We start from the raw sequence: 21869 nt of genomic DNA, 5'->3' as shown, positions 1-21869 counted from the left end.
GGCGCCGCGACGGGGTGGGGCTTGTTACTCGGTGGGCGACAGCTGCGTGAAGTCGAAGGTGATGCCGAGCAGCGGGTAGCTGGCCGACCCCGCTCCCTCGATGGACGCCTGGAACGCGGCCGAGACCTTCAGGTCCGCCATGGTGTACCAGGCGGCCGACTCGGTCACGAGCTCCGTCACCTCGCCGTAAAGCGACTCATCGCCGGTCTGGATCGCCTCGTCGAGTACCTCGTCGAGGCCGTCGACCTCGGGGAAGAACAGGTTGAGGCCGCCATTGGACGAGTACAGGAGTCGGGCCCACGCGTCGGGGTGCGCCGCATCGGGGAACACGCTCATGAGCGAGATGTCGGGGGCCTTCTCCGGGTCGAAGACCGTCGACCAGTAGGCGCTCGACTCGAGGCCGATCGACTCGGCCGCGATGCCGACTGTATTGAGCTGTGCGGCGAAAGTGTCGGCGATCTCCTGGCCGCCGGGGACGTACGACGGGTAGTTGATCGTGATCGTCTGCCCGGCGAGGTCCCCCTCGGCGAGGGCCGCGAGAGCGTCGGCGTCGTACTCGATGCCGGTCTGGTTGACCGAGGGGTCGACCATGGTCGCGGGGAACACTCCCGTGGAGGTGACGCCAAGGTCGCCGTAGACGGACTGCACGATGCCGTCCCAGTCGACACCCGCGAGCAGCTCCTGGCGGGTCTCTGCCGAGGCCAGCGCATCGCGGTTGGGGTTGAGGTACACGACCGGCGCCATCATCGACGGGTACGTCGCGGCCTGGAGGTCGTCGTTGGCGCTGAGCGCGTCAAACAGGGGCTTGTTCGCCGAGCCAATGTACCCGTCCAGCTCGCCGCTCTCGAGCTGCAGCTGGATGGTGTTGGTCGAGTCGAGGATGTGGAACTCGATGCTCTCGTAGCCGCCGGTCTCGCCCCAGTAGGAGTCGTTCGCGACGAGCTCGTACTGGACGCCCTCGTCGAAGCTGCCGTACTGGAAGGGGCCGGTGCCGGCCGAGTTGGCGGCGAACCACTCGGCGTCGTCGCCGTGCGCCTCGAGGGCGTCGGGCGAGATCATCTTGAGGCCAAACGGCGAGGCGAGGTAGTCGAGGAACGCGTCGTTCGGGGCCTCGAGGGTGAAGACGACCTCGGTGTCCGAGGGGGTGTCGATGGAGGCGATGCCGCCCACCAGGTAGCCGGGGCCGGAGGCGCCTTCCGCAATGAGGCGGTCGACCGAGGGCTGGACTGCGGCCGACGTGAAGGGCGTGCCGTCAGCGAACGTGACGCCGTCGCGCAGGGTGAACGAGTAGGTGAGGCCGTCCTCGGAGACGGTCCAGTCGGTGGCGAGCGACGGCACGATCTCGGCGGCCTCGGTGCCGGTCGCGTACTTGACGAGACCCTCGTAGGCGGCGAGCACGAGATTCATCTCGGACCCGGAGTAGGCGGTGCTCGGGTCGGGCGCCGAGATGTCCGAGGACAGTCCCATGTCGAGCGTGGTGTCGAGGGCCGAGGCGTCCGAGGAGCCCGATGCCCCGGCCGACTGGCCGGGAAGGGACTCGTCAGCGCTCGAGCATGCCGTGAGGCCGAGCGCGAGAGCGGCTGCTGACGCGAGGGCGAAGGTGGTGCGGCGGTTCACTGCTGGCTCCTTCGATGAGGTGTGGGGGGCCGTCCGGGCGACGGGGCCATCTCCATGACGGTGAACCGAACCTATCGGTCAATAGTTACATGGAGTCGCGAAGAGTGTTACGCGGGTGTTTCGGGTGTCTGGGATTCCAGCCACACGAGCCAGTCACCGGCGGCGGTGATGTCCGTCGCACCCTCGATCGCGTGCGGCTCGCAGAGGAATCCGTTGACCACGCGGCCGTCGTGAAGGGCGACGCTGCCGATGGCCATCGGGGCGGGAAGGCCGTCCACGAAGGCCCCGAATCCCGCGGCGGGAAGCCGCCACACCTCGCCCGCGATCGCTCCGCCCGAAGGGGTCCTCACGAGCCCGGGCTTGGGGGGAACCGTATTCAGAGCGTACATCCGGTACGCGCGCGCGGTACGCGCGCGTTCGACCAACACCGCTCCCCTGTCGGCAAGCTCGTGGTGCAGCGGCTGTCCCTCGCGGTGGGCTCCCACCACGAACACGTCGATCTCGTCAGGCTCGGCCATCGCGACGCCATCCCCCTTCTGCGCTCCCACGAGGGACCCCTGAATGTCCGCGGCGATGGCGCGCAGACGGTCGTCGCCGAACGCATGGCCGGTGAGCATCGCACCGAACTCGTCGCCTCCCGCGCGGCCTGCGGGGAACGCGATAGCTGCATAGTCGAGCAGGTTGGCGAAATTGGTGAAGCGTCCCATGCGCGAGTTCGCACCCACGGGATCGGCTGCCACCTGCGCGAGCGAGGGGTGCCACGTGGTCGTTGGCGTGAGGACCGCCGCGGCATCGGCGAGCAGGGCGCGGGAGGCGGCGCGGTGCGCCTCGAGTGTGCGCTGGTCCGCGAACAGTGCGGCGGCGGAGTGTCCGCCGCCGGCCAGCACAATGCCGGCGACGGTGGGGTCGATGCCCCCGCCGATCGCGTCGCGGTGCGCCTCGAGGTGCTCCCCCACCGCGGCGTAACGTTCGGCCACGAAGGAGGACTCGTAGAGCATGCGAGCGGCGTCGAGCAAAGGCGCGATCGACCGCTCGACCACGTCGAAGCCCGCGAGCCTTGAAGACTCGACCACGAGGGCGAACTGCTCTGCCCAACCGGGGGCGAGTTCGCCGAGGTCGGCGGGGGTGGGGACGATGAGGCGGCGGCGAGCGCTCGACGCGAGGACGACGCGCTCGGGCGCGCGCAGCGAGAGAGGGTCCCCCGCGTCGGGTCCGGTCATGATCTCGACCGCGCGTGCGGCGAGGTCGACATCGCGACCAAACACGGTGATGCAGTCAAGCGACGCACAGGCCGGCACTACTCCGGTCGTGGGTACGAGCCCGCGCGTGGGCTTGAGGCCCCACAGCCCATGCAGCGCCGCGGGCACCCGGCCGGAGCCGGCAGTGTCCGTGCCGAGGGCGAGGTCGACGAGGCCCAACGCGACGGCGACCGCGGAGCCGGAACTGGACCCGCCGCTAATGCGGTCCTCGCGCGTGGCGTGCCGGACGGCGCCGTAGGGCGAGCGGGTGCCGACTAGACCTGTGGCGAACTGATCCATGTTGGTCTTGCCCACGACGATCGCACCGGCCGCGCGCAGCCTCGCGACCGCGGGAGCGTCCTCGGCGGGGTGGTAGGCGTAGGTCGGGGCCGCCGCGGTGGTGGGGCAGCCCGCGACGTCGATGTTGTCCTTGACCGCCACCAGGCGGCCCGCGAGCGGCAGGTCGCGCCCGGCCGCGACCGCGGCGTCAACCTCGGCCGCCTCGACGGCGAGCTCGTCCGCGGCGCGCACGTGAATCCACGCTTCCGGCCGTTCGCTCGAGGCGAGCGCCGCGACGTAAGCGGCCACGGCATCGGCCGCACGGACGGGCGCCGAACCGCTCACGCCGCCACCCCCGGGTCCGTGACGACCACACGCAGGGGCGTGGGGTTGAAATCGTTACAAGGATTGTTGACCTGCGGGCAGTTGGAGATGACGACGAGGACGTCGCGCTCGGCGCGCAGGGCGACGCGCTTGCCTGGAGCCGACATGCCGTCAACGATGCCGAGCGTCCCGTCCGCCTCCACCGGCACGTTCATGAACCAGTTGATGTTCGACACGAGGTCGCGCGGACCGAGCCCATGCTGAGCTCCCTCGAGCAGGAAGTTCTCGCGGCACGCGTGATGAAAGAGCGTGTGGTGGCCGTAGCGCAGCGTGTTCGACTCCTTGGAACACGCGCCGCCGATGGTGTCCTGACGCTCGACCTCGTTGCCCACGATCGTCATGAGGGGGTGACCCTCATTCGACATGAGGACCGATCCCTCGACCAGGTAGGCGTTGCGCTGGGCCGCGAGCGTGGACTGGACGCTGTAGCGCTCGTCGTGGTCGGCGGCGTCGAAGATCAGGCAGTCGCCCGACTGGTTGCCGCCCACGTCCACCAGGGTGAGGACGTGGCCCGCGCGCACCACGGCCGACCAGCCGGCGCGCGGTGCGATCTCCTCGTCGAGCACCACGGCGCCGGGCACCAGGGGCTCGGAGCGGTCGAAGTAGTCGGCCTCGTGCGTGGCCCACGTGACGGTCATCGGATCCCCCTCGCGAGAAGGTGCTGCTGGGTGTTGAGGTAGGCGCGGGTGCGCTCGGGTGTGGCGCTCCACCACGGATCGCTGGGGGCCGATGCGGCGGCCGCCCAGGCGTGTACGCGCAGCGGTCCGCTGCGGTAGCCCTCGGCGGGGTCGAGCGGGTGGGCGGCGTTGGCGATCAGGATGGTGAGGGGCATCTCTGCGACGAGGTCGATGCTCGCACCGGGTCCGGCCGCGCCGGTCCACTCCAGGGCGCCCGTGGGCGCCACGCGGACGCCCTTGAAGAAGGACACGCTGGGGGGCAGGTCACGGGGCTCGAGGCCCTCCTTGGCGGCGGCCAGTAGCAGCAGCTCGCGCCCGGCGGCGGTCGCGGCGTGCGCCTCGCCCGCGCCGTAGCGCGCGGCGTTGCCGGCGAGGGTGGTGACGCCGCAGAACGCGTCGTGGTGACCCTCGGCGGTGTCGGCGACGACGGTCGCGAGGACGCGACCGTCGCCCGACAACAGCGGGTGGCCCTGACCGAGGTACGCCTGCCACGGGATCTTCTGGGTGTCGGCGACGTTGAGGCGCTCGCCACGGTTGAGCGCGCTGTGAAGGACCACATGCGCGCATGCGTCGCCGGTGACGTCCTCGAGCCGGATGCGGGTGCCCCGAGCGACGGTGGCATGCGTGTAGCCGGGGCCGCCGACGGTCTCGGCCCACACCAGCGTCCCGGGATCGACGCCCTCGGGCGCATACGGGGAGGACGAGGGCGGAAGGTAGGGCATCGCCTCGACGGCCGTGTCGGCGCGCCCGCGGGCGTCGTCCCTGGCCTGGGCGAGGGTCGCGGTGCTCGCGCGGCGGCCAGCGCCAAGATCCTGCGTCATGTCGTCACCTTTCGGTCGATAGGTACACGCCGAGTGTAGAAGTCATTTGTTTCCGCGCCATTACAGCCGGGCGACCTACCTATCAACGGGCCGGTGGGGCGCTACTGTGGGGGACGATTCGCCATGACACACGCCGACACCACGCCCGCCACCGAAGACGATGCCGCCGCCGCCACGCGCCGGTCGCGCCCCCATGGCAAGGAACCCGTAGGTCGCGACCGCATCCTCGACGCCGCCGCGAAGCTCTTCGTCGAGCAGGGCTACGCCGCCACGACGACGCGCCAGATCTCCGCCGCCGTGGGCATCAAGCAGCCATCGATCTACTACCACTTCCCCAACAAGTCGGCGATGCTCAACGAGCTCCTTATCGACACGGCCAGGCCGTCGATCGATAAGGCCCGCGAGCTACTCGCGGCCACCGACGCCGACCCCCTCGACAGCTTCCTTGAGCTCATTCGCTTCGACGTGCACCTGCTCGCATCGGGGCCGTCGAACATCGGCGCCCTGTACCTGCTACCCGAGACGAACGAGCCCCTCTTCGGCTCCTTCCAGGCGCTCCGACAGGAGCTGGTGGGCGCCTACGGCGCGCTGCTACGCCGCGCAATCGCTGCGGGCCAGGCGGACGTCGACGACGCGGCCGCGACGGCCGCACTACTGTTTTCCCTCGTAGAGGGCGTAATCCTGCGTCGAGCCGACGACCCGCGGCTCGACGCCGCGGTGGTCGCCGAAGGGATCGAGAAGGCGACGCTCAGGATTCTCGCCGCGACGCGCTAGGCGCGCGACTCTACTCGACGCGCAGCGCCTCACCCCGCGCAGCCGCGACCCACGGCCAGAATTCGGGGTCATGCCCCGGCCACACCTCGACGTCGCCGCCTCGCATGTCGGCGAGGCGCTCGACAGCCTCCTGCGCGGCTTCCGCCGCACCCTCCACCGGCACCACCGAGCAGCGCCGCCGTGTGTCGAGGTTGTCGACCAGGTCGGCGGCGTCGCACGCGAGCACCACCACCCGTCCAGAGGCCAATTCGATGCGGAACGACTGATGGCCGGGCGTGTGGCCGTGGGTGTCCAGCGCGGTGAGCCCGGGCGCGATGGCGGTTTCCCCGGCGATCTCCCGCAGGTCGTCACCCGCGTCCCAGACGTCGGACGGCAATACGACGTCGCGAATGCCGGCCCCCGACGCCAGCCATTCGAGCTCGCGGCGCTGCAGGATCACGGGCACGCCGTCGGGTACGTGACGGATTCCGCCGGTGTGGTCAAGGTGGACGTGACTGATGGCACACCCCGCGAGCGTCTCCCAGCTCAATCCCGCGGCGGCCACCGAGTCGAGCAGCGGATCTCCGAGTGGCACCACCGCGGTGTAGCTGTCGTAGTTGAACACCTCGCGACGACGCTCGGGGTCGCGCACCACGGCGACGTTGAAGCCGGTGTCGAGCAAGACCCACCCGTCGGCGTACTCGACGGCGACGGCGGTCACGGGTTCCAGCAGATGCTTGCCGGGATCGCCACCGTCAACGGACATCGACTCGCGCATGGGTTCGTAGCCCACCACGAAGGGACGCACGGCCACGGGCGGCCCGGTGACCGCCAGCGGCGCCGTCAGCGGCGCGACCGACGCCGCCATGTCAGGCCACCGTCCTGAGCGAGACAATCGCGTCGCCCGCACCCACGGTGGCGCCCGCACCCGCCAGCACCGCGTCGACCGTGCCCGCATGAGGTGCCACGACCTTCGTTTCCATCTTCATGGCCTCCACGACGGCGACCGTATCGCCCTGGTCGACCCATTCGCCCTCCGCAACCAGCACCTTCCACACATTCGCGGCGAACGGCGCCTCGACGGCCACACAACCCTCGGCGAGGGCCGCGGGCGCCGCGGCAACCGCAGGCTCGATCACACGGTCGAACTCCCCCGCGGCTTCCCACGCGTCGCGCTCCGCGGCGAACGCGGCCCGCTGGGTTGCGCGGAACGCCGCGATCTCCTGGGCATTGTCGTCGAGGAACGCCGCGTGCTCGCGCATCGACATTGTCCCCTCGGTGATCTCCGGGCGCCACAGCCCCGCGCTGAAATCCGCGCGAAGGCGCAACAACTCATCTGCCTCGACGGGATACCACGTGATGCGGTCGAAGAAGTCGAGCAGCCACGGGCGGGTGCCGTCCACGGCGCGGTCGTCGCCGGCGAATGACGCCCATCGGTCCCACACCTGGGTGGTGCGGCCCACGAACTGGTAGCCGCCGGGGCCTTCCATGCCGTAAATGCACAAATAGGCGCCGCCGATGCCGACCGAGTTCTCCGCCGTCCACGTGCGGGCGGGGTTGTACTTCGTCGTCACGAGGCGATGACGCGGGTCGAGGGGCGTGGCGACAGGCGCGCCCAGGTACACGTCGCCGAGCCCGAGCACTAAGTATTCGGCCTCGAACAGCGTCCGGTACACGTCGTCAACACCCTCAAGCCCGTTGACGCGCCTGATGAACTCGATGTTCCACGGATTCCACGGGGCGTCGTCGCGCACGCCGGCCTCGTACCGGGCGATGGCTTCGCGCGTCGCGGGGTCGTCCCACGACATCGGCAGGCGGACGTGGCGGCTGGGCACCACGAGGTCGTCGGCCTCGGCAACCCCGGCCGCGAGCTCCACGAGCGCGTCGAGCGCGTCGCGAGTAAGGAACGACGGGTCCTCGAAGGTCACCTGGAGGGACCGAATACCCGGCGTGAGATCGCGCATGCCCTCGACCGGGGCGTCGCGTAGCGCCTGATGCAGCACGTGAATGCGGGCGCGAAGCATGAGGTCCAGTTCGAGCGCGCCCAACTCGATCAGCACCGAGTCGTCGCCCTGGCGGCGCAGCACCAGCCCCTCACGCTCCGCCAACACGCCGCGAGGCGCGCCGGCGGGCTCCTGATGGGCGGGCTCGAGGCGCACCATCCGCACCGTGTCGCCGGGGGCCAACTGACCAAGCTTCCAGCGCTCGCCCTTGGCGATCGTGACGGGCGTGACAAAGCCGCCGAGGCTGGGCCCGTCGGGGCCGAGCAGCACCGGGGTGTCCCCCGTGAAGTCCATGCCGCCCACCGAGTACGGAGTGTCGTGGATGTTCGACGGGTGAAGACCGGCCTCTCCGCCGTCCTGGCGAGCCCAGCGCGGCCGCGGGCCCACGAGCCGCACGCCCGTGCGGTCGGAGTTGAAGTGCACCTCATAGGGTTCGCTGAGCACGGCGTCCACGTCGGCCTCGGTGAAGAAGTCCGGGGCGCTATGGGGCCCGTCAAGCACCCCGATCTCCCAGGTGTGGCCGATGCTCGGGCGAGCCTCGTACGGCACCTCCGCCACGGCATCGGCCGGGTGGGCCGCCGACACCCCGAGCGGCAGGACGTCGCCGGCCACCAGCGCGCGGCCCGCGTGGCCGCCGAAGCGGCCGAGCGTGAAGGTGGCCCTCGAGCCGAGGTGCTCGGGCACGTCGATGCCGCCCTCGACGAGCACGTAGGCGCGCAGGCCCTGCTTGACGCGGCCGACCTCGACGACGGCGCCCGCGGGCACAAGGAACGGCTCCCACATGGCGACGGGTGCGCCATCGACGGCAACCTCGGCGGGGGCGCCGGTCACACACACCCACCGCTCTCGACCAAAGCGCAGACGCGGCCCGCTGACGGTGCACTCGAGTCCAGCGGCGCGCGCGCCGTTGCCGAGCGCACGGTTACCGAGCGCGAAACTGCGGTCGTCCATGGGGCCCGACGGCGGCACGCCGATGTGCCACAGGCCGGTGCGCCCCCGCTCCTCCTGGACTGTCGTGAGGAAACCGGGCGCCTCCACGCGCAGGTCGTCCACCGCCGCAATCGCGCCTGATCCCAGCGTTGCGGTGGTGTGTTCGCGGCGCGCGACGGTGCGGTCGGTCGCGATGGCCCTCAGCAGCGCAAGGTTGGTCTGGATGCCGTCGATCCTGGTCGCGACGAGCGCGCTGCCGTGACGCTCCCACGCCTCCTCGCGGGTGCGGCCGTAGTTGATGACCTTCGCGATCATCGGGTCGTAGCGAGGCGACACCTCGGTGCCTGCAGACACCCAGGTGTCGACGCGGGCATCGGCCGCGAAGGCGGCGCGGGTGATGGTACCGGGGCTCGGGCGGAAGTCGGCGCCTGGGTCCTCGGCATAGACGCGGGACTCGACGGCGTACCCCTCGACGGGCACCTCACCCGTCGCGTCGTAGAGGTCGAGGAAGCTCGTGTCGCCCGCGCCCAGTCGGATCATCCACGCCACCAGGTCGACCCCGGTGATGGCCTCGGTGACGGGGTGCTCCACCTGGAGGCGTGTGTTGATCTCGAGGAAGGACGCGCGACCCGTACGGGCGTCGACAACGAATTCAACCGTGCCCGCGCTGCGGTAGTTCACGGAGGCCGCGAGCGCCCTCGCGGTAGCGTGCAGTTCCGAGCGCACCGCCGGATCGAGGTCGAAGGCCGGGGCCTCCTCGACGACCTTCTGGTTGCGCCGCTGCAGCGTGCAGTCGCGGTCGCCGAGCGTCACCACGCGGCCCTCGCCATCGCCGAAGACCTGGACCTCGACGTGACGAGCATGCTCGATGAAGGACTCGGCGAAGACCCCGCCGCCGGCGACGTCCGCGACACGGCGCACCGTCGCGTAGGCGTCCTCGACCTCAGCAAGGTCGCGAAGGACCGCCATGCCTTTGCCGCCGCCACCGCCGGCCGCCTTGAGGATGACGGGTAAGCCGATGCGCGCGATCTCGTCGCCCGCGTGGGCCGCGTCGCGCAGGTCCGGCGTAGCCGCCGCGAGCGGCACGCCCGCAGCCACCGCATGCGCGCGCGCCGCCTGCTTGTCGCCGAAGGCATCGATGTGCGCGGGCGCAGGACCCAGGAAGACCAATCCGGCGGCCTCGACCGCGCGCGCGAAATCGGGGTTCTCCGACAGGAACCCGTAGCCGGGGTGGATGGCCCACACGTCATGCGCTAGGGCAACCGCGACAATCTGGTCGATGTCCATGTACGGGTCGACGTCGCCGCGGCGCTCGAGCGCCACAGCCTGGTCGGCCACGCGGACGTGACCGCTGCCGGCGTCGTCGTCGGCGTAGATCGCCAGCGTCGTGCCGCCCAGCTGCGTGACCGAGCGCGCGATGCGCACCGCGATCTCCGCACGGTTCGCCACCAGAACCTTGCCTACCACCATGGAAGCCGCCTCTCGAGTCATCGGACTGGAAGCAACTCTATCGGGCGATAGTTACTGGCATGTTTCGCGGCGGAAACGAGCGGGCCACCGCACCGACCCTCGGCGGTTCGGCGCGCCAGCAAGGACCCCGCCGCGCCCGTGACGCCTGAGCCTCGAACCGCCTCTTGACCGGTATAGAAGATCGGCGTACTTTACCGGTATAGGTGCGGCGCGCCCGGCGCCAACCTCGTGGGAGGGGAGAACCACTATGGAGGCATTCGGAATGTCGATTCTGGGCATCGAACTGAGTCGCCGGCAGATCGAAGGCGGCATGAACACACCTGATAGCCACCGCCACGACGACTCGTGGGAGGTAGGCGACGTCCCCGACATCCTGCTGACACCCCGCGCGCGGCGGCGCACGTCACAGGACGCGCCTCGCACAGCAACCGAGGCACCGTCCGCGGCCCAGGCCGCCACGCGACCCCACCCGGCATGACCGCAGCACGTCCGTGAGGACGGCGCACGTGACCGAGAAACACGCGCAAGGCGCCCTATCCTGGGAAGCCACGACGGCGCGGGACCTCCCCGCACCCCTGCCGTCGCGGCTCCAGGAGGACTCCGAGATGGCTCGTGTGACGCTGCAGACCATCGCCGACGCCGTCGGGGTGAGCCGCATGACCGTCTCCAACGCCTTCTCGCGCCCCGACCAACTCTCGACCGCACTGCGCGACACCATCCTCGCGGCCGCCGCCGAACTCGGCTACACCGGCCCTGACCCGGCCGCCCGAGCCCTCGCTCGAGGCTCCGTAGGAGCGATCGGTGTCGTCCTCACCGACTCGCTCGAGGAGGCATTCCTCGACCCGGTCGCCTCGGCCTTCTTCGGAGCCGTGGCCGCCACCCTCGCCCCCACAGGCGTTGCCGTGTCCCTCATCCCCGCGGCGAAGACCGGCGGACACGTCACTGCACGCGACCTCGCCATCGACGGCGCTCTGGTGTGCGCGTGCCAGCCCGACGCGGAGGCGGTCACGTGGCTGCGCAGGCGCGGCCTGCCCTTGGTATTCGTCGACAACGACGCCCCTCCCGGCTACCCCTCCGTCACCCTTGACGAGAGGGCGGGCGGACGCAGCGCGGCGCAACATCTCATCGACCTGGGCCACCGCGACATCGCAGTGCTCACGATGGAATGGGAGCGTTCCGAGCCCGGCTGGCGCGGTGCGGACGAGCCCGAGCTCAGCAACATGGTGGCGCGCGAGCGTCTGGCAGGAGCGATGGAGGCGTTCGAGCCGGCCGGGATCACCCCCCGCGTGTACCTGGTGCGCGACAACGTGGAACGCGAGTGGGGTCCCGGTGTCGAGGCGATGGTCGCCGAGGACCACCCCACCGCCGTCGTGTGCTTCTCGGACCTCATGGCGGCGGCGGTCGTGACGGCCGCCCACGCGCGGCACCTCTCCGTCCCCGGCGACCTCTCCGTCGTCGGTTTCGACGATATTCCGCTCGCCACGGCGATCCGTCCCGCGCTCACGACGGTGCGCCAGGACTTCCGCGCCAAGGGGCGCATGGCAGCACTGGCGCTGCTCGAGGCGACGGCGCACGGCCGCGCGGACGACCGCACCCCCGACCACGGCCCCCTCACCGTTCCCGTCGAGCTCGTGGTGCGCGACAGTACGGGCCCGGCCCCTGGCGCATAGCCCACCACGGCATCGGCCATCCTCACCAGATACGGACACGGCACGGCCCCGGCTCCTCCAGGAAGCCGGGGCCGTGCCGTGTGTGGCTGGTGTGCGCTACTTGGCGACCTTCTTGGCGGCCTTACGCGGCGCCTTCGCGGCGGCAGCCTCCACTGCGGCGGCGCCGGCGGCCTCGCGCGCGGCGACGTCCTCGTAGCGAATGCCGTAGTACGCGGCCTGCATCATGACCTTCATGTCGGCCAACATCGGCAGGCGCGGGTTGGCGGGTGCGCACTGGTCCTCGTAGGCGTTCATGGCGAGGGTGTCGAGCGAGGCCATGAACTCGGCCTCGTCGATGCCGATCTCGCGGAACGAGCCCTCGATACCCACGGCCGCACGCAGCTCCTCGACCGCGGTGGCGTAGGCCTCGACGGCCTCGTCGGGGGTCGAGTGCGGGAGGCCCAGCACCTTAGCGATCTCCTGGAACCGCTCGGGAGCCACGTAGGACTCCTGCTTGGGCCACGAGGTCGGCTTGGTGGGCACCTTGCCGTTGTAGCGGATCACGTGCGGCAGGTACACGGCGTTGGTGCGGCCGTGGGCGACGTGGAAGGTCGAGCCGGTGACGTGCGACATCGCGTGCACCAGACCCAGGAACGCGTTGCCGAAGGCCATACCGGCAATCGTGGCGGCGTTGTGCATCTTCTCGCGTGCCTTCTCCGCCTCGGCCCCACCCTCGACGGACGTCGCGATGTTCTCGAACACCAGGCGGATCGCCTGGAGCGCGAGGCCGTCGGTGAAGTCGTTCGCGTACACCGAGACGAAGGCCTCGGTGGCGTGCGTGAGGGCGTCCATGCCGGAGTCGGCGGCCACGCGGGCGGGCAGCGCCCGGGTGAGGACCGGGTCAACGATCGCGACCGACGGGGTCAGTGCGTAGTCCGCGAGCGGGTACTTGCGACCGGTGTCGGTGTCGGTGATCACCGCAAAGGGAGTGACCTCGGCGCCGGTGCCCGACGTGGTCGGGATACACACCAGCTGCGCAAGCTCGCCCAGCTGCGGGAACGTGAAGGCACGCTTGCGGACGTCGAAGAACTTCTCCTTGAGGTCGCTGAAGACCACGTCCGGGTGCTCGTACATGAGCCACATCACCTTCGCCGCGTCCATCGGCGAGCCGCCGCCGACCGCAATGAGGGTGTCGGGCTTGAAGGCGCGCAGCACCTCGGCGCCGGCCGTGACGGTCTTGATGGACGGCTCGGGCTCGACGTTGTCGATGATCTGGACCGACACCTTGTTGTTGCGGCGGTTCAGCACGTCCAGGATGCGGTCCACGATGCCGATGCGGGTCATGGTGGCGTCCGTGATGATCGTCACGCGCTCCACGTCGGGCATGGACTTGAGGTAACGGATCGAGTTGGGCTCGAAGTAGGTCTTCGCAGGAACCTTGAACCACTGCATGTTGTTGTTCCTCCGGCCAATGCGCTTGACGTTGATCAGGTTGATCGCCGAGACGTTGTTGGACACCGAGTTGTGGCCGTAGGAGCCGCAACCCAGCGTGAGGGACGGCAGGAAGGCGTTGTAGATGTCGCCGATGCCGCCCTGCGAGGACGGGGAGTTGCAGATGATGCGGACGGCCTTGACGCGCTGACCGAACTCCTGAATGACGGACTGGTCGGTCGCGTGGATGGCGGCGGAGTGACCCAGGCCGTGGAACTCGACCATGCGCTCGGCGTAGTCGAGGCCCTGCTCGGTGGTCTCGGCGCGCAGCACCGCGAGGACGGGGCACAGCTTCTCGCGGGTCAGCGGCTCGGACTCACCGACAGTCGAGACCTCGGCGAGGATGATCGAGGTGTCGGCGGGCACGGAGAAGCCGGCCTGCTCGGCGATCCAGGTGGGGTGCTTGCCCACGACGTTCGGGTTGAGCTTGGCGCCCGCGCAGTTCTCGCCATCGGCCTTGACGCCGAAGATGAACTCCTCGAGCAGCGCCTTCTCCTCTGCGGTGACGCGGTAGGCGTGCAGGCGGTCGAATTCGCTCAGCGCCTCGTCGTACAGCGAGCCGTCGAGGATGACGGCCTGCTCCGACGCGCACACCATGCCGTTGTCGAACGCCTTCGAGATCACGATGTCGTTGACCGAGCGCTTGAGGTTCGCTGACGCGTGGATGTAGGCGGGCACGTTGCCCGCGCCCACGCCCAGGGCGGGCTTGCCGCACGAGTATGCGGCCTTCACCATCGCGTTACCGCCGGTGGCGAGGATCAGCGCGATGCCGTCGTGGTTCATGAGCGCGCCAGTAGCCTCGAGCGAGGGGTGCTCGACCCACTGAATGCAGTGCTCGGGGGCGCCAGCGGCGATCGCGGCATCGCGCACCGCCTTCGCGGCGGCCACGGACGACTGCTGGGCGCTCGGGTGGAACGCGAACACGATGGGGTTGCGGGTCTTCAGGGCGATGAGCGACTTGAAGATCGCGGTCGAGGTGGGGTTCGTCACGGGGGTGATGCCCGCGATCACGCCGACCGGCTCGGCGATCTCGGTGATGCCCAGCAGCTCGTCCTCGTGGATCACGCCCACGGTCTTCATGGGGCCCATCGAGTGGGTGACGTGCTCGCACGCGAAGATGTTCTTCACGGCCTTGTCCTCGAAGACACCGCGGCCGGTCTCCTGCACGGCCTGCATGGCGAGGTCGCCGTGCTGGCTGAGCGCCGCCACGGAGGCCTTCTTGACGAGGAGGTCGACGTCTGCCTGGGTGAAGGCCGAGTAGGCCTGCAGCGCGCGCTGGCCGTTGGCGACCAGGCGGTCGATCTCGGAGGCGACGGACGGGGTCTCCTGAGCAGCAGACTCCTGAACTGCAGACTCCTGGGTGGCGGTCATGGTGTTCTCTCCCTTGCCTGGGGCTCCGATGTGGTGCCCTGATACTTCGACGATAGGGGCGCGTGAGACGCGTCACATGAGGCCTTTGTCCCGTAGGACATTCGTCCTACCAGGGCCTTTGTCCCGGGTGAGTGGGCTTGGATGCGGCCGATGCGGTGGCCGGCTTGGCCAGCCGGCCGACCTACGCGCCCGCCTGGGGGAGGTCGTCGACATGCACCACGGCGCGGTCGCGCCCGGCGGCTTTGGCTTCGTAGAGGGCCCGATCGGCACGTTCCATGGCGTCTTCCAGGCGCTCACCTCGGCGCGCCGCGACGATGCCAAAACTGATGGTCGCGGCCCGTTGATCGGGCGCAGATCCCCGCCGCACCGCCGCCGAGATTTCACTCGTCAGCGCCAGGGCCGCATCGGCGTCCGTCTCCGCCAGCAGCAGCGCGAACTCCTCGCCGCCCAGGCGGCACGCGAGGTCGCGCTCCGCCAGCAGGGCTCGACACGCGTGACCAAAGGCGCGCAACACGCGGTCGCCCTCGGCGTGACCGTGGGCGTCGTTGAGTTGCTTGAAATGGTCGAAGTCGGCGGCGACGACGTACGACGCACCACCGTGCGGCGCATCGAGGACCGCCTGGCCCTGCTCCATGAACGGAGTGCGGTGCAGGAGGTCGGTGAGGTCGTCACGCATCGCGCGCCGGCGCCACCGCTCCGAGATCTCGAAGCGCGACAGCTCGGTCACCGAATACGTCACGACCACCATGGTGAGAGTGATGACGACCGTCGTGATCGCCGGCCCGGTCCAGGTGACGTACCAGGGGTCGAGCGGACCCAGCACGAGGAACACGGCCGCACGGATCGCATAGAGCAGCGACATCGCGCTGGCCGCGAGCGCGACCGAGACCACGGCGTGGTGGGTTCCCACTCCCGCGCCGCCGGCGGGCGCGCGCCGGTGCTCGCTCGCGAGGTTCCATAACTGCGCGCCGGCCAGCCCGAACATCACCGCCATGCCGATCAGCAGCGCGAGCGTGCCCGCCAGGACACCCTCGTGACGGGGCAGCAGCGTGGAGAAGACCAGGACCGCCACGGGCGCGGCGGCGATCGCGACGGGCCGTGTGGTGAGGTGGCGCAGCGACCGCGCCGCGACCCACGCGAAGGCCGCGGCGAGCACCGCGAGCGCGTGGCCCACGGCATCGGTCAGCCATCCCCACGAGGCGCCCGTGAGCCCATACATCGCGGTGCTCAGGGAGGAGGCGACCACGACCAGGCTCCACCACCCCGCGTACGGGGCGCGTGAGGGCAGATAGGTGCCGAAGAACACCAGGATGAAGGTGAGCACGCCCACGCACGCCTGGACGAAGCGCAGCGTGTCGAGGTCGAGCATGGACAGAGCCTAGAGCCAGCGCGAGCGCGGCGGAAGGCGGCCCGACACGGGCGAGTGTGGCATCGGCCGGCTGGACGACCGCCCGCGGGGCGGGTCTGCTAGTAGACCGTGAGCCCTCGCTCGGCGAACTGGCGGCGCACCCGCGCGACGAGCGCGGGCTCCGGGGCCTTGGTGTCCTCGAGCGCGTACGGCTCATTCAGCGCGTGCCACTTCTCGCGGCCCATCTGGTGGAAAGGCAGCACCTCGACGCGCTCAACGGTGTCGAGCTCGGCGAGATAGTCGGCGACCAGGTCGACGTTGTGGGCGTCGTCGGTGAGGCCCGGCACCAGCACGTAGCGCACCCAGATCTTCACGCCCTGAGCCGACAGGCGCCGACCGAAGTCGAGCGTGGGCTGGAGCGCGCGGCCCGTGACCTTCTTGTAGGTGGCCGGGTCGCCCGACTTTACGTCGAGCAGCACCAGGTCGGTGTCGGCGAGCAGCTCGTTCGAGGCGCGGGCGCCCAGGAAGCCGGACGTGTCGAGAGCCGTGTGGATGCCCATCTCCTTGGCGCCGCGAAAGATGCGGGCGACGAAGTCGGGCTGCAGCAGCGGCTCGCCGCCGGAGATGGTGAGGCCGCCGTCGGAGGCCTTGAGGACGTGGGAGTAGCGGCGCACGCGGGTGAGGATCTCGTCCGCCGTGGCCCTGGTCCCATTACGCATCATCCACGTGTCGGGGTTGTGGCAGTACAGGCAGCGCAGAGCGCAGCCGGCCAGGAAGTACGTCAGCCGGGTGCCGGGTCCGTCCACCGCGGTGACGAGCTCCCACGAGTGGATGGTGCCCTCCTCACCCTTGGTGTGGCGCACGCCGTGGCGCATCTCCTCGTCGGCATCGCGCATGGAGCCGGCGCTCGGCCCCGCCGCTCCCACGATGGGGAGCGACGGGCCGGCGATGGTGATGGGCTCGGGGACGGCCTCGGGCTCGGCGGCCTTCGTGGTGCCGGTGCTCGTGGCCGATGCGGCAGCCACCCGGGCGGGGACGGTGGCGGTCATGATGCAGTCGCCTCCTACAGCGAACCGTGGAACGTGCGGGACAGGACGTCGAGCTGCTGCTCGCGGGTGAGCCGCACGAAGTTCACGGCGTATCCCGAGACGCGGATGGTCAGCTGCGGGTAGTTCTCGGGGTGCTCCATGGCGTCCTCGAGGGTGTCGCGGTTGAGCACGTTGACGTTCATGTGGAAGCCGTGCTCGATGGCGTAGGCGTCCAGCACACCGACCAGGTTCTTGACCTGCTCGGGCTTGTCGCGGCCGAGCCCCGCGGGCACCACGGTCGTGGTGAGCGAGATGCCGTCCTGGGCGTCGTCGTAGGGCAGCTTCGCGACCGACAGGGCGGAGGCGACGATGCCGTGGGTGTCGCGGCCGTTCATCGGGTTGGCACCCGGGGCGAAGGGCTCGCCGGCACGGCGGCCGTCGGGGGTGTTGCCCGTGGCCTTGCCGTAGACGACGTTCGAGGTGATAGTCAGCACCGACTGCGTGTGCTTCGCGCCACGGTAGGTCTGCTGCTGGCGGACCTTGTCCATGAAGCGGTGCACGAGCTCCACGGCGATGGCGTCGACACGGTCGTCGTCGTTGCCGTAGGTCGGGAACTCGCCGGTGATCTCGTAGTCCGTGATCAGGCCGGTCTCGTCGCGCACGGGGCGCACCTGGGCGTACTTGATGGCGGACAGCGAGTCAGCCGCGACCGACAGGCCGGCGATGCCGCAGGCCATGGTGCGCAGGATCTCCTTGTCGTGCAGCGCCATCTCGATGCGCTCGTACGCGTACTTGTCGTGCATGTAGTGGATGCAGTTGAGCGCGTCGACGTACGTCTCGGCCAGCCAGTCCATGGTCTTGTCGAAGGCCGTGACGACCTGGTCGTAGTCGAGGACCTCGCCGGCCATGGGTGCCGCTGCGGGCGACACCTGCTTGCCGGAGACCTCGTCGCGGCCGCCGTTGATCGCGTACAGCAGCGCCTTGGCGAGGTTGACGCGAGCGCCGAAGAACTGCATCTGCTTGCCGACCTCCATGGCCGACACGCAGCAGGCGATGGCCGCGTCGTCACCGCACTGCGAGCGGATCAGGTCGTCCGACTCGTATTGGATGGACGAGGTGTCGATCGACACCTGCGCGCAGAAGTCCTTGAAGCCCTGCGGCAGCGCGACGTTCCAGAACACGGTGAGGTTCGGCTCGGGGGCCGGGCCCAGGTTGTACAGGGTCTGGAGGAAGCGGAACGAGGTCTTGGTGACGAGGGTGCGGCCGTCGTCACCCATGCCGCCGATGGACTCGGTCACCCACGTCGGGTCGCCCGAGAACAGGTTGTCGTACTCGGGGGTGCGCAGGAAGCGGACGATGCGCAGCTTGATGACGAAGTCGTCGACGATCTCCTGCACGTCCGTCTCGGTCAGCGTGCCCTCGGCGAGGTCGCGCTGGGCGTAGACGTCCAAGAACGTCGAGGTGCGGCCCAGCGACATCGCGGCGCCGTTCTGCTCCTTCACCGCGGCAAGGTAGCCGAAGTACAGCCACTGCACAGCCTCGCGGAAGTCCTTGGCAGGGCCGGAGATGTCGTAGCCGTAGCTCTTCGCCATCGCCTTGAGCTCGTTCAGCGCTTTGATCTGCTCCGAGTTCTCCTCGCGGTCACGGATGACGTCCTCGACGGAGCGCTCCATGTCCAGCAGGGCGCGCTCGCGCTTCTTGCCGGCGATGAGGGCGTCCACGCCGTACAGCGCCACGCGGCGGTAGTCGCCGATGATGCGGCCGCGGCCGTAGGCGTCGGGCAGGCCGGTGACGATGTGGGAGGAGCGGGCGGCGCGCACGTTCGGGGGGTAGACGTCGAACACGCCGTCGTTGTGGGTCTTGCGGTAGGTCGAGAAAATCGTCTCGAGCTCGGGGTCCACGGGGTAGCCGTAGGTTTCCAGGCTCTTGGCCACCATGCGCCAGCCGCCGTTGGGCATGATCGCGCGCTTCAGCGGAGCGTCGGTCTGCAGGCCGACGATCACGTCCTCGCCCTCGCGGATGTAACCCGGGGCGTGGGAGGTAATGGTGGACGGGGTGTGAGCGTCGACGTCGTAGACGCCCTTCTCACGCTCTTGCGGGAACATCGCGGTGATCGATTCCCAGGCGCGGGTGGTGCGCTCGGTGGGACCGGCGAGGAAGCTGGCGTCGCCTTCGTAGGGCGTGTAGTTCGCCTGCAGGAACCCTCGCACGTCGATGCCCTCTGACCAAGGTCCCCGCTCGAATCCGCGCCACTCGGTGGAGTAGGCGATGGTGTCTTCGGCGGTCCGGGGGTCGGTGGCGGTCATGTCGGTTTTCTCCCTCTGCCCAACGGCGCGGGCGGTGTCTCCGCGGTGCATCCGTTGAGCCACACTTCGAAAGTACGAGCCCGGATGCCCGTTTTCGCGGGCCGAAGGTCCCGTTCCGGACGGCCGGCGGCGGATGCGACCGCGCGCGGCGCTCGCCGGGGTCACGGGAGAGGCGCGAGAGCTACGCCAGGACCTACTCGCAGACCACCCCGTCACCATCGTTGTCGCGGTACCAGTCGTACTCGGGATCGACGCCCTTCACATAGGGGCCATAGCCCGAGGGAAGATCCTTGCAATACGGGTATCGCTGGTCCGTACCGGAGCTGGCCGTCGCCGACTCCTTGGTGGTCGCCTGCGTCACCACAGCGGCGGCCTCAGCCTCGTCGGCTCGCTGTAGCGCTTGCTCGAGATCCTCCTCGAGCGCCGCCACCTGCAACTCAAGATCGCCCGCGCGCCCCTCCCATACCGCCGCGTCATCGAGCTGCGCCTCGAGAGCATCGATCGCAGCGTCTTGGGCCTCCGCATCGGCGGCGGCGCCCTCAAGCGCGGAAATCTCGGCCCTGAGTTCATCCACGGCCTCAATGTCCGCAGCCAGATCCGCCGCAGCTTCCCGCTCATCCGCCAGGGCGGCCTGCGCTGAAGTGAGATCGCCGTCGAGTTGCGCGACCCGATCCTCCAGCGCCGTGTACTCGGGCGATGCCGTCACATCGCCACTGGGGGCGACGATCACCCCAGCCACAAATGCGGCGACACCGACAGCGGTCGGAATTACAACAGAACGGCGCGCAAAGGCACTCTTGATACTCATGCTCAGTCCCCTCAGACTTGAAGACGCATCACATGGGGGACTCACAGAGAGCTCCACCGCTCCCCGTGTGCGGCACGTCCTTGCCCCGCGGTCCCCCGTGTGCGGCTGAGACTACGCGCGGACCCAAGGAAGCGAAAGTCCTCGCGGTGGACCTAACTCGCCCTGGCGGTCGCGGTCGCAGTGATGGCGATGCCGTCGCTCCAGGGCGCGAGCGCGTCGATGCGCCACGGCAGATGCACGGTGCGACCCAGGACGATGCGGGCGGACTGGCCGTCGGACCCGGACGCGTCGATCAGGCTGACCTCAGTGATCCAGGGACGGGAGGGATCGGCCGCAAGGCGGCTCGCGGCGTGCGCCCGCACGGCCTCATCGTCGAGGGCGATCACCGCGGCCCCACTCCCGTAATACGAGGGGCCATCCACGGCATCGGCCGCCGCCAAGGCAACCTCATCAGCAAGGGTGATAAGCCTCAGCCGCTCGAGGTGCACCTGGGTCGCGCTGGCCACGACAAAGACCGCGAGCGCGATGACCACGATCCACCCGAGTGACCACACCGCCATCGAGCCCTCGTCGTCGCGCCAGTGCTCGGACAGCCTCGACGAGCGTGCGGGCGTCACGGCCCCACCCCATCGATCGGTGAGGCGCCACGGGCCGTGAGCGTGACCGACAACGGCGTCACCTCAAGCACGGCCGCCGGCACCCCGGGAAGCGAGACATCGCCCGTGACGTCCGCGACCACCACCGAGCCCGGGCTCAGGCACTCCCCCTCGCACGCGAGGCTGACGTCGAGGGCGCCCACGCCGAAGTCCTCGGCCACCACGTGGGTCGCGGCTTCCGCATGGGCACTCGCCTCGCGCCAAGCGCCCTCGCGACTGTCCCCGGCGATCAGCGCGTCCACTCCGCTCGTGGCGGCGGCCCTGGCGGCGGTACGCGCGGCCGCCTCGGTCGCGTACAAGCCCGCCTGCACGTGCGACAACGCGACCACAAGGTAGACGAGCGGAATCATCACGAGCACGGTGACGCCGAGGAACTCGACGAGGGCGGAGCCCTCGTCCGACGTAGTGCGGCGGCGCACTCGGGAAAGCAGGCCGTCGCGAGGGCTCGCCATTAGCGCCCCTCCTCGAGCGCCCGCGCCTCGACGGTCATGTCCCCCATCCCCCAGGTGCCGATCACGGGCACCGGGGCACTCAGCGTCACGCGAACCCCCTCGGCGCCGTCGATACTCACCGTTGCGCCGTCGGCGCGCACCTCCACACCCGGCAATGACTGGTGCGCGACCTCCAACGCGCGGTCTGCGCCGTCGGCGGGCTCCCGGTCCGCGGTGGCGGCATGGCGTGCGCCCTCGTGCGCGCTCGAGATCAAGGTGTTGCGCACGTGCAGCGCCAGGACCACCTGGAGCAACGCGAGCGCGAGCAGCACCACGAGGGTGCCGATCATGACGAACTCTGCGGGAGCGCTGCCACGGTCGTCGCGAAGGTCAGCCCCCGGTGACGCCGTCGATCGCATCATCGAACAGGCCCGCGAACGTCGGCTCTGCGATCGCCCAGATCACGGCCACGAGCCCAGCCGTCATGAGTGTGATCAACACCCAGCCGGGCACATCGCCGCGATCATCGCGCATGTCCGCCACGCGGGCGGCGATCGCTTCCATCCACTTCTTCTTCATCTTCCTCCCCTTTTCTCTTTCGTGTGTGAC

Annotated in this window: 17 protein-coding genes; 2 read left to right on the top strand and 15 right to left on the bottom strand. The window is 69.7% G+C overall.

Features of this window, described 5'->3' with window-relative positions:
* Positions 1 to 24: 24 nt before the first annotated feature.
* The 4 genes from B7K24_RS06905 to B7K24_RS06890 all read right to left on the bottom strand — a co-directional run bounded on the left by B7K24_RS06905 (position 25) and on the right by B7K24_RS06890 (position 5016).
* Positions 25 to 1617 carry an ABC transporter substrate-binding protein gene (locus B7K24_RS06905; protein WP_084129451.1) on the bottom strand — a complete coding sequence of 531 codons (1593 nt, stop codon included), beginning with the start codon at positions 1615 to 1617 and terminating at the stop codon, positions 25 to 27.
* A 107-nt stretch (positions 1618 to 1724) separates the two neighbouring features.
* The gene (atzF, locus tag B7K24_RS06900; RefSeq protein WP_084129449.1) at positions 1725 to 3479 is read right to left on the bottom strand and encodes an allophanate hydrolase; all 1755 of its coding nucleotides are present in this window, start codon (positions 3477 to 3479) and stop codon (positions 1725 to 1727) included.
* The gene (locus B7K24_RS06895) at positions 3476 to 4156 is read right to left on the bottom strand and encodes an urea amidolyase associated protein UAAP2 (protein ID WP_084129448.1); all 681 of its coding nucleotides are present in this window, start codon (positions 4154 to 4156) and stop codon (positions 3476 to 3478) included. Before B7K24_RS06895 ends, atzF begins: the two co-directional genes overlap by 4 nt.
* Entirely contained in the window at positions 4153 to 5016 is an 864-nt protein-coding gene (locus tag B7K24_RS06890; protein WP_084129447.1) for an urea amidolyase associated protein UAAP1, read from the bottom strand. Before B7K24_RS06890 ends, B7K24_RS06895 begins: the two co-directional genes overlap by 4 nt.
* A 123-nt stretch (positions 5017 to 5139) precedes the next feature.
* Here B7K24_RS06890 and B7K24_RS06885 point away from each other — a divergent pair, with 123 nt between their 5' ends.
* Positions 5140 to 5790, top strand: a complete 651-nt coding sequence (locus B7K24_RS06885) for a TetR/AcrR family transcriptional regulator (protein WP_084129446.1) — start codon at positions 5140 to 5142, stop codon at positions 5788 to 5790.
* Between the two features lie 10 nt (positions 5791 to 5800).
* Here the strand turns inward: B7K24_RS06885 and B7K24_RS06880 are convergent, their stop codons facing one another.
* Both B7K24_RS06880 and B7K24_RS06875 read right to left on the bottom strand, forming a co-directional pair.
* Positions 5801 to 6637 carry an MBL fold metallo-hydrolase gene (locus B7K24_RS06880; protein ID WP_144268188.1) on the bottom strand — a complete coding sequence of 279 codons (837 nt, stop codon included), beginning with the start codon at positions 6635 to 6637 and terminating at the stop codon, positions 5801 to 5803.
* A gap of 1 nt (position 6638) precedes the next feature.
* Complete coding sequence (locus B7K24_RS06875; RefSeq protein WP_200808302.1) at positions 6639 to 10172, bottom strand: 5-oxoprolinase/urea amidolyase family protein; 3534 nt, start codon at positions 10170 to 10172, stop codon at positions 6639 to 6641.
* Between the two features lie 506 nt (positions 10173 to 10678).
* Here B7K24_RS06875 and B7K24_RS06865 point away from each other — a divergent pair.
* The gene (locus tag B7K24_RS06865; RefSeq protein WP_234986605.1) at positions 10679 to 11842 is read left to right on the top strand and encodes a LacI family DNA-binding transcriptional regulator; all 1164 of its coding nucleotides are present in this window, start codon (positions 10679 to 10681) and stop codon (positions 11840 to 11842) included.
* A gap of 96 nt (positions 11843 to 11938) precedes the next feature.
* On the opposite strand, the gene adhE is transcribed toward B7K24_RS06865, so the two are convergent.
* The 9 genes from adhE to B7K24_RS06820 all read right to left on the bottom strand — a co-directional run bounded on the left by adhE (position 11939) and on the right by B7K24_RS06820 (position 21839).
* Positions 11939 to 14683: a bifunctional acetaldehyde-CoA/alcohol dehydrogenase gene (gene adhE / locus B7K24_RS06860; protein ID WP_084129441.1), complete on the bottom strand. Its 2745-nt coding sequence runs from the start codon at positions 14681 to 14683 to the stop codon at positions 11939 to 11941.
* Between the two features lie 181 nt (positions 14684 to 14864).
* A complete protein-coding gene (locus B7K24_RS06855) occupies positions 14865 to 16052 on the bottom strand; it encodes a GGDEF domain-containing protein (protein WP_084129440.1) in 1188 nt (395 codons plus the stop codon).
* A gap of 98 nt (positions 16053 to 16150) precedes the next feature.
* Positions 16151 to 17080 carry a pyruvate formate-lyase-activating protein gene (gene pflA / locus B7K24_RS06850; RefSeq protein ID WP_084129439.1) on the bottom strand — a complete coding sequence of 310 codons (930 nt, stop codon included), beginning with the start codon at positions 17078 to 17080 and terminating at the stop codon, positions 16151 to 16153.
* Positions 17081 to 17094: 14 nt separating this feature from the next.
* Positions 17095 to 19365, bottom strand: coding sequence for a formate C-acetyltransferase (pflB, locus tag B7K24_RS06845; protein WP_084129438.1), 2271 nt, complete (start codon positions 19363 to 19365; stop codon positions 17095 to 17097).
* A 193-nt stretch (positions 19366 to 19558) separates the two neighbouring features.
* The gene (locus B7K24_RS06840; RefSeq protein WP_144268187.1) at positions 19559 to 20173 is read right to left on the bottom strand and encodes an excalibur calcium-binding domain-containing protein; all 615 of its coding nucleotides are present in this window, start codon (positions 20171 to 20173) and stop codon (positions 19559 to 19561) included.
* 152 nt (positions 20174 to 20325) lie between these two features.
* Positions 20326 to 20790 (bottom strand): pilus assembly protein TadG-related protein, encoded by a 465-nt coding sequence (locus tag B7K24_RS06835; protein ID WP_084129437.1) that lies wholly within the window; start codon positions 20788 to 20790, stop codon positions 20326 to 20328.
* Positions 20787 to 21281: a hypothetical protein gene (locus B7K24_RS06830; RefSeq protein WP_084129436.1), complete on the bottom strand. Its 495-nt coding sequence runs from the start codon at positions 21279 to 21281 to the stop codon at positions 20787 to 20789. The genes B7K24_RS06835 and B7K24_RS06830 overlap by 4 nt, the downstream gene beginning before the upstream one ends.
* Entirely contained in the window at positions 21281 to 21679 is a 399-nt protein-coding gene (locus tag B7K24_RS06825) for a TadE/TadG family type IV pilus assembly protein (RefSeq protein WP_084129435.1), read from the bottom strand. Before B7K24_RS06825 ends, B7K24_RS06830 begins: the two co-directional genes overlap by 1 nt.
* Positions 21651 to 21839: a hypothetical protein gene (locus tag B7K24_RS06820; protein ID WP_084129434.1), complete on the bottom strand. Its 189-nt coding sequence runs from the start codon at positions 21837 to 21839 to the stop codon at positions 21651 to 21653. Before B7K24_RS06820 ends, B7K24_RS06825 begins: the two co-directional genes overlap by 29 nt.
* Positions 21840 to 21869: the final 30 nt, after the last annotated feature.

Origin of the sequence: Demequina sp. NBRC 110055, assembly GCF_002090135.1 — a bacterium.
GTDB lineage: Bacteria > Actinomycetota > Actinomycetes > Actinomycetales > Demequinaceae > Demequina.
Note: the sequence above shows the minus strand (reverse complement) of the source record. Positions and strands in the feature narration are given on the sequence as shown.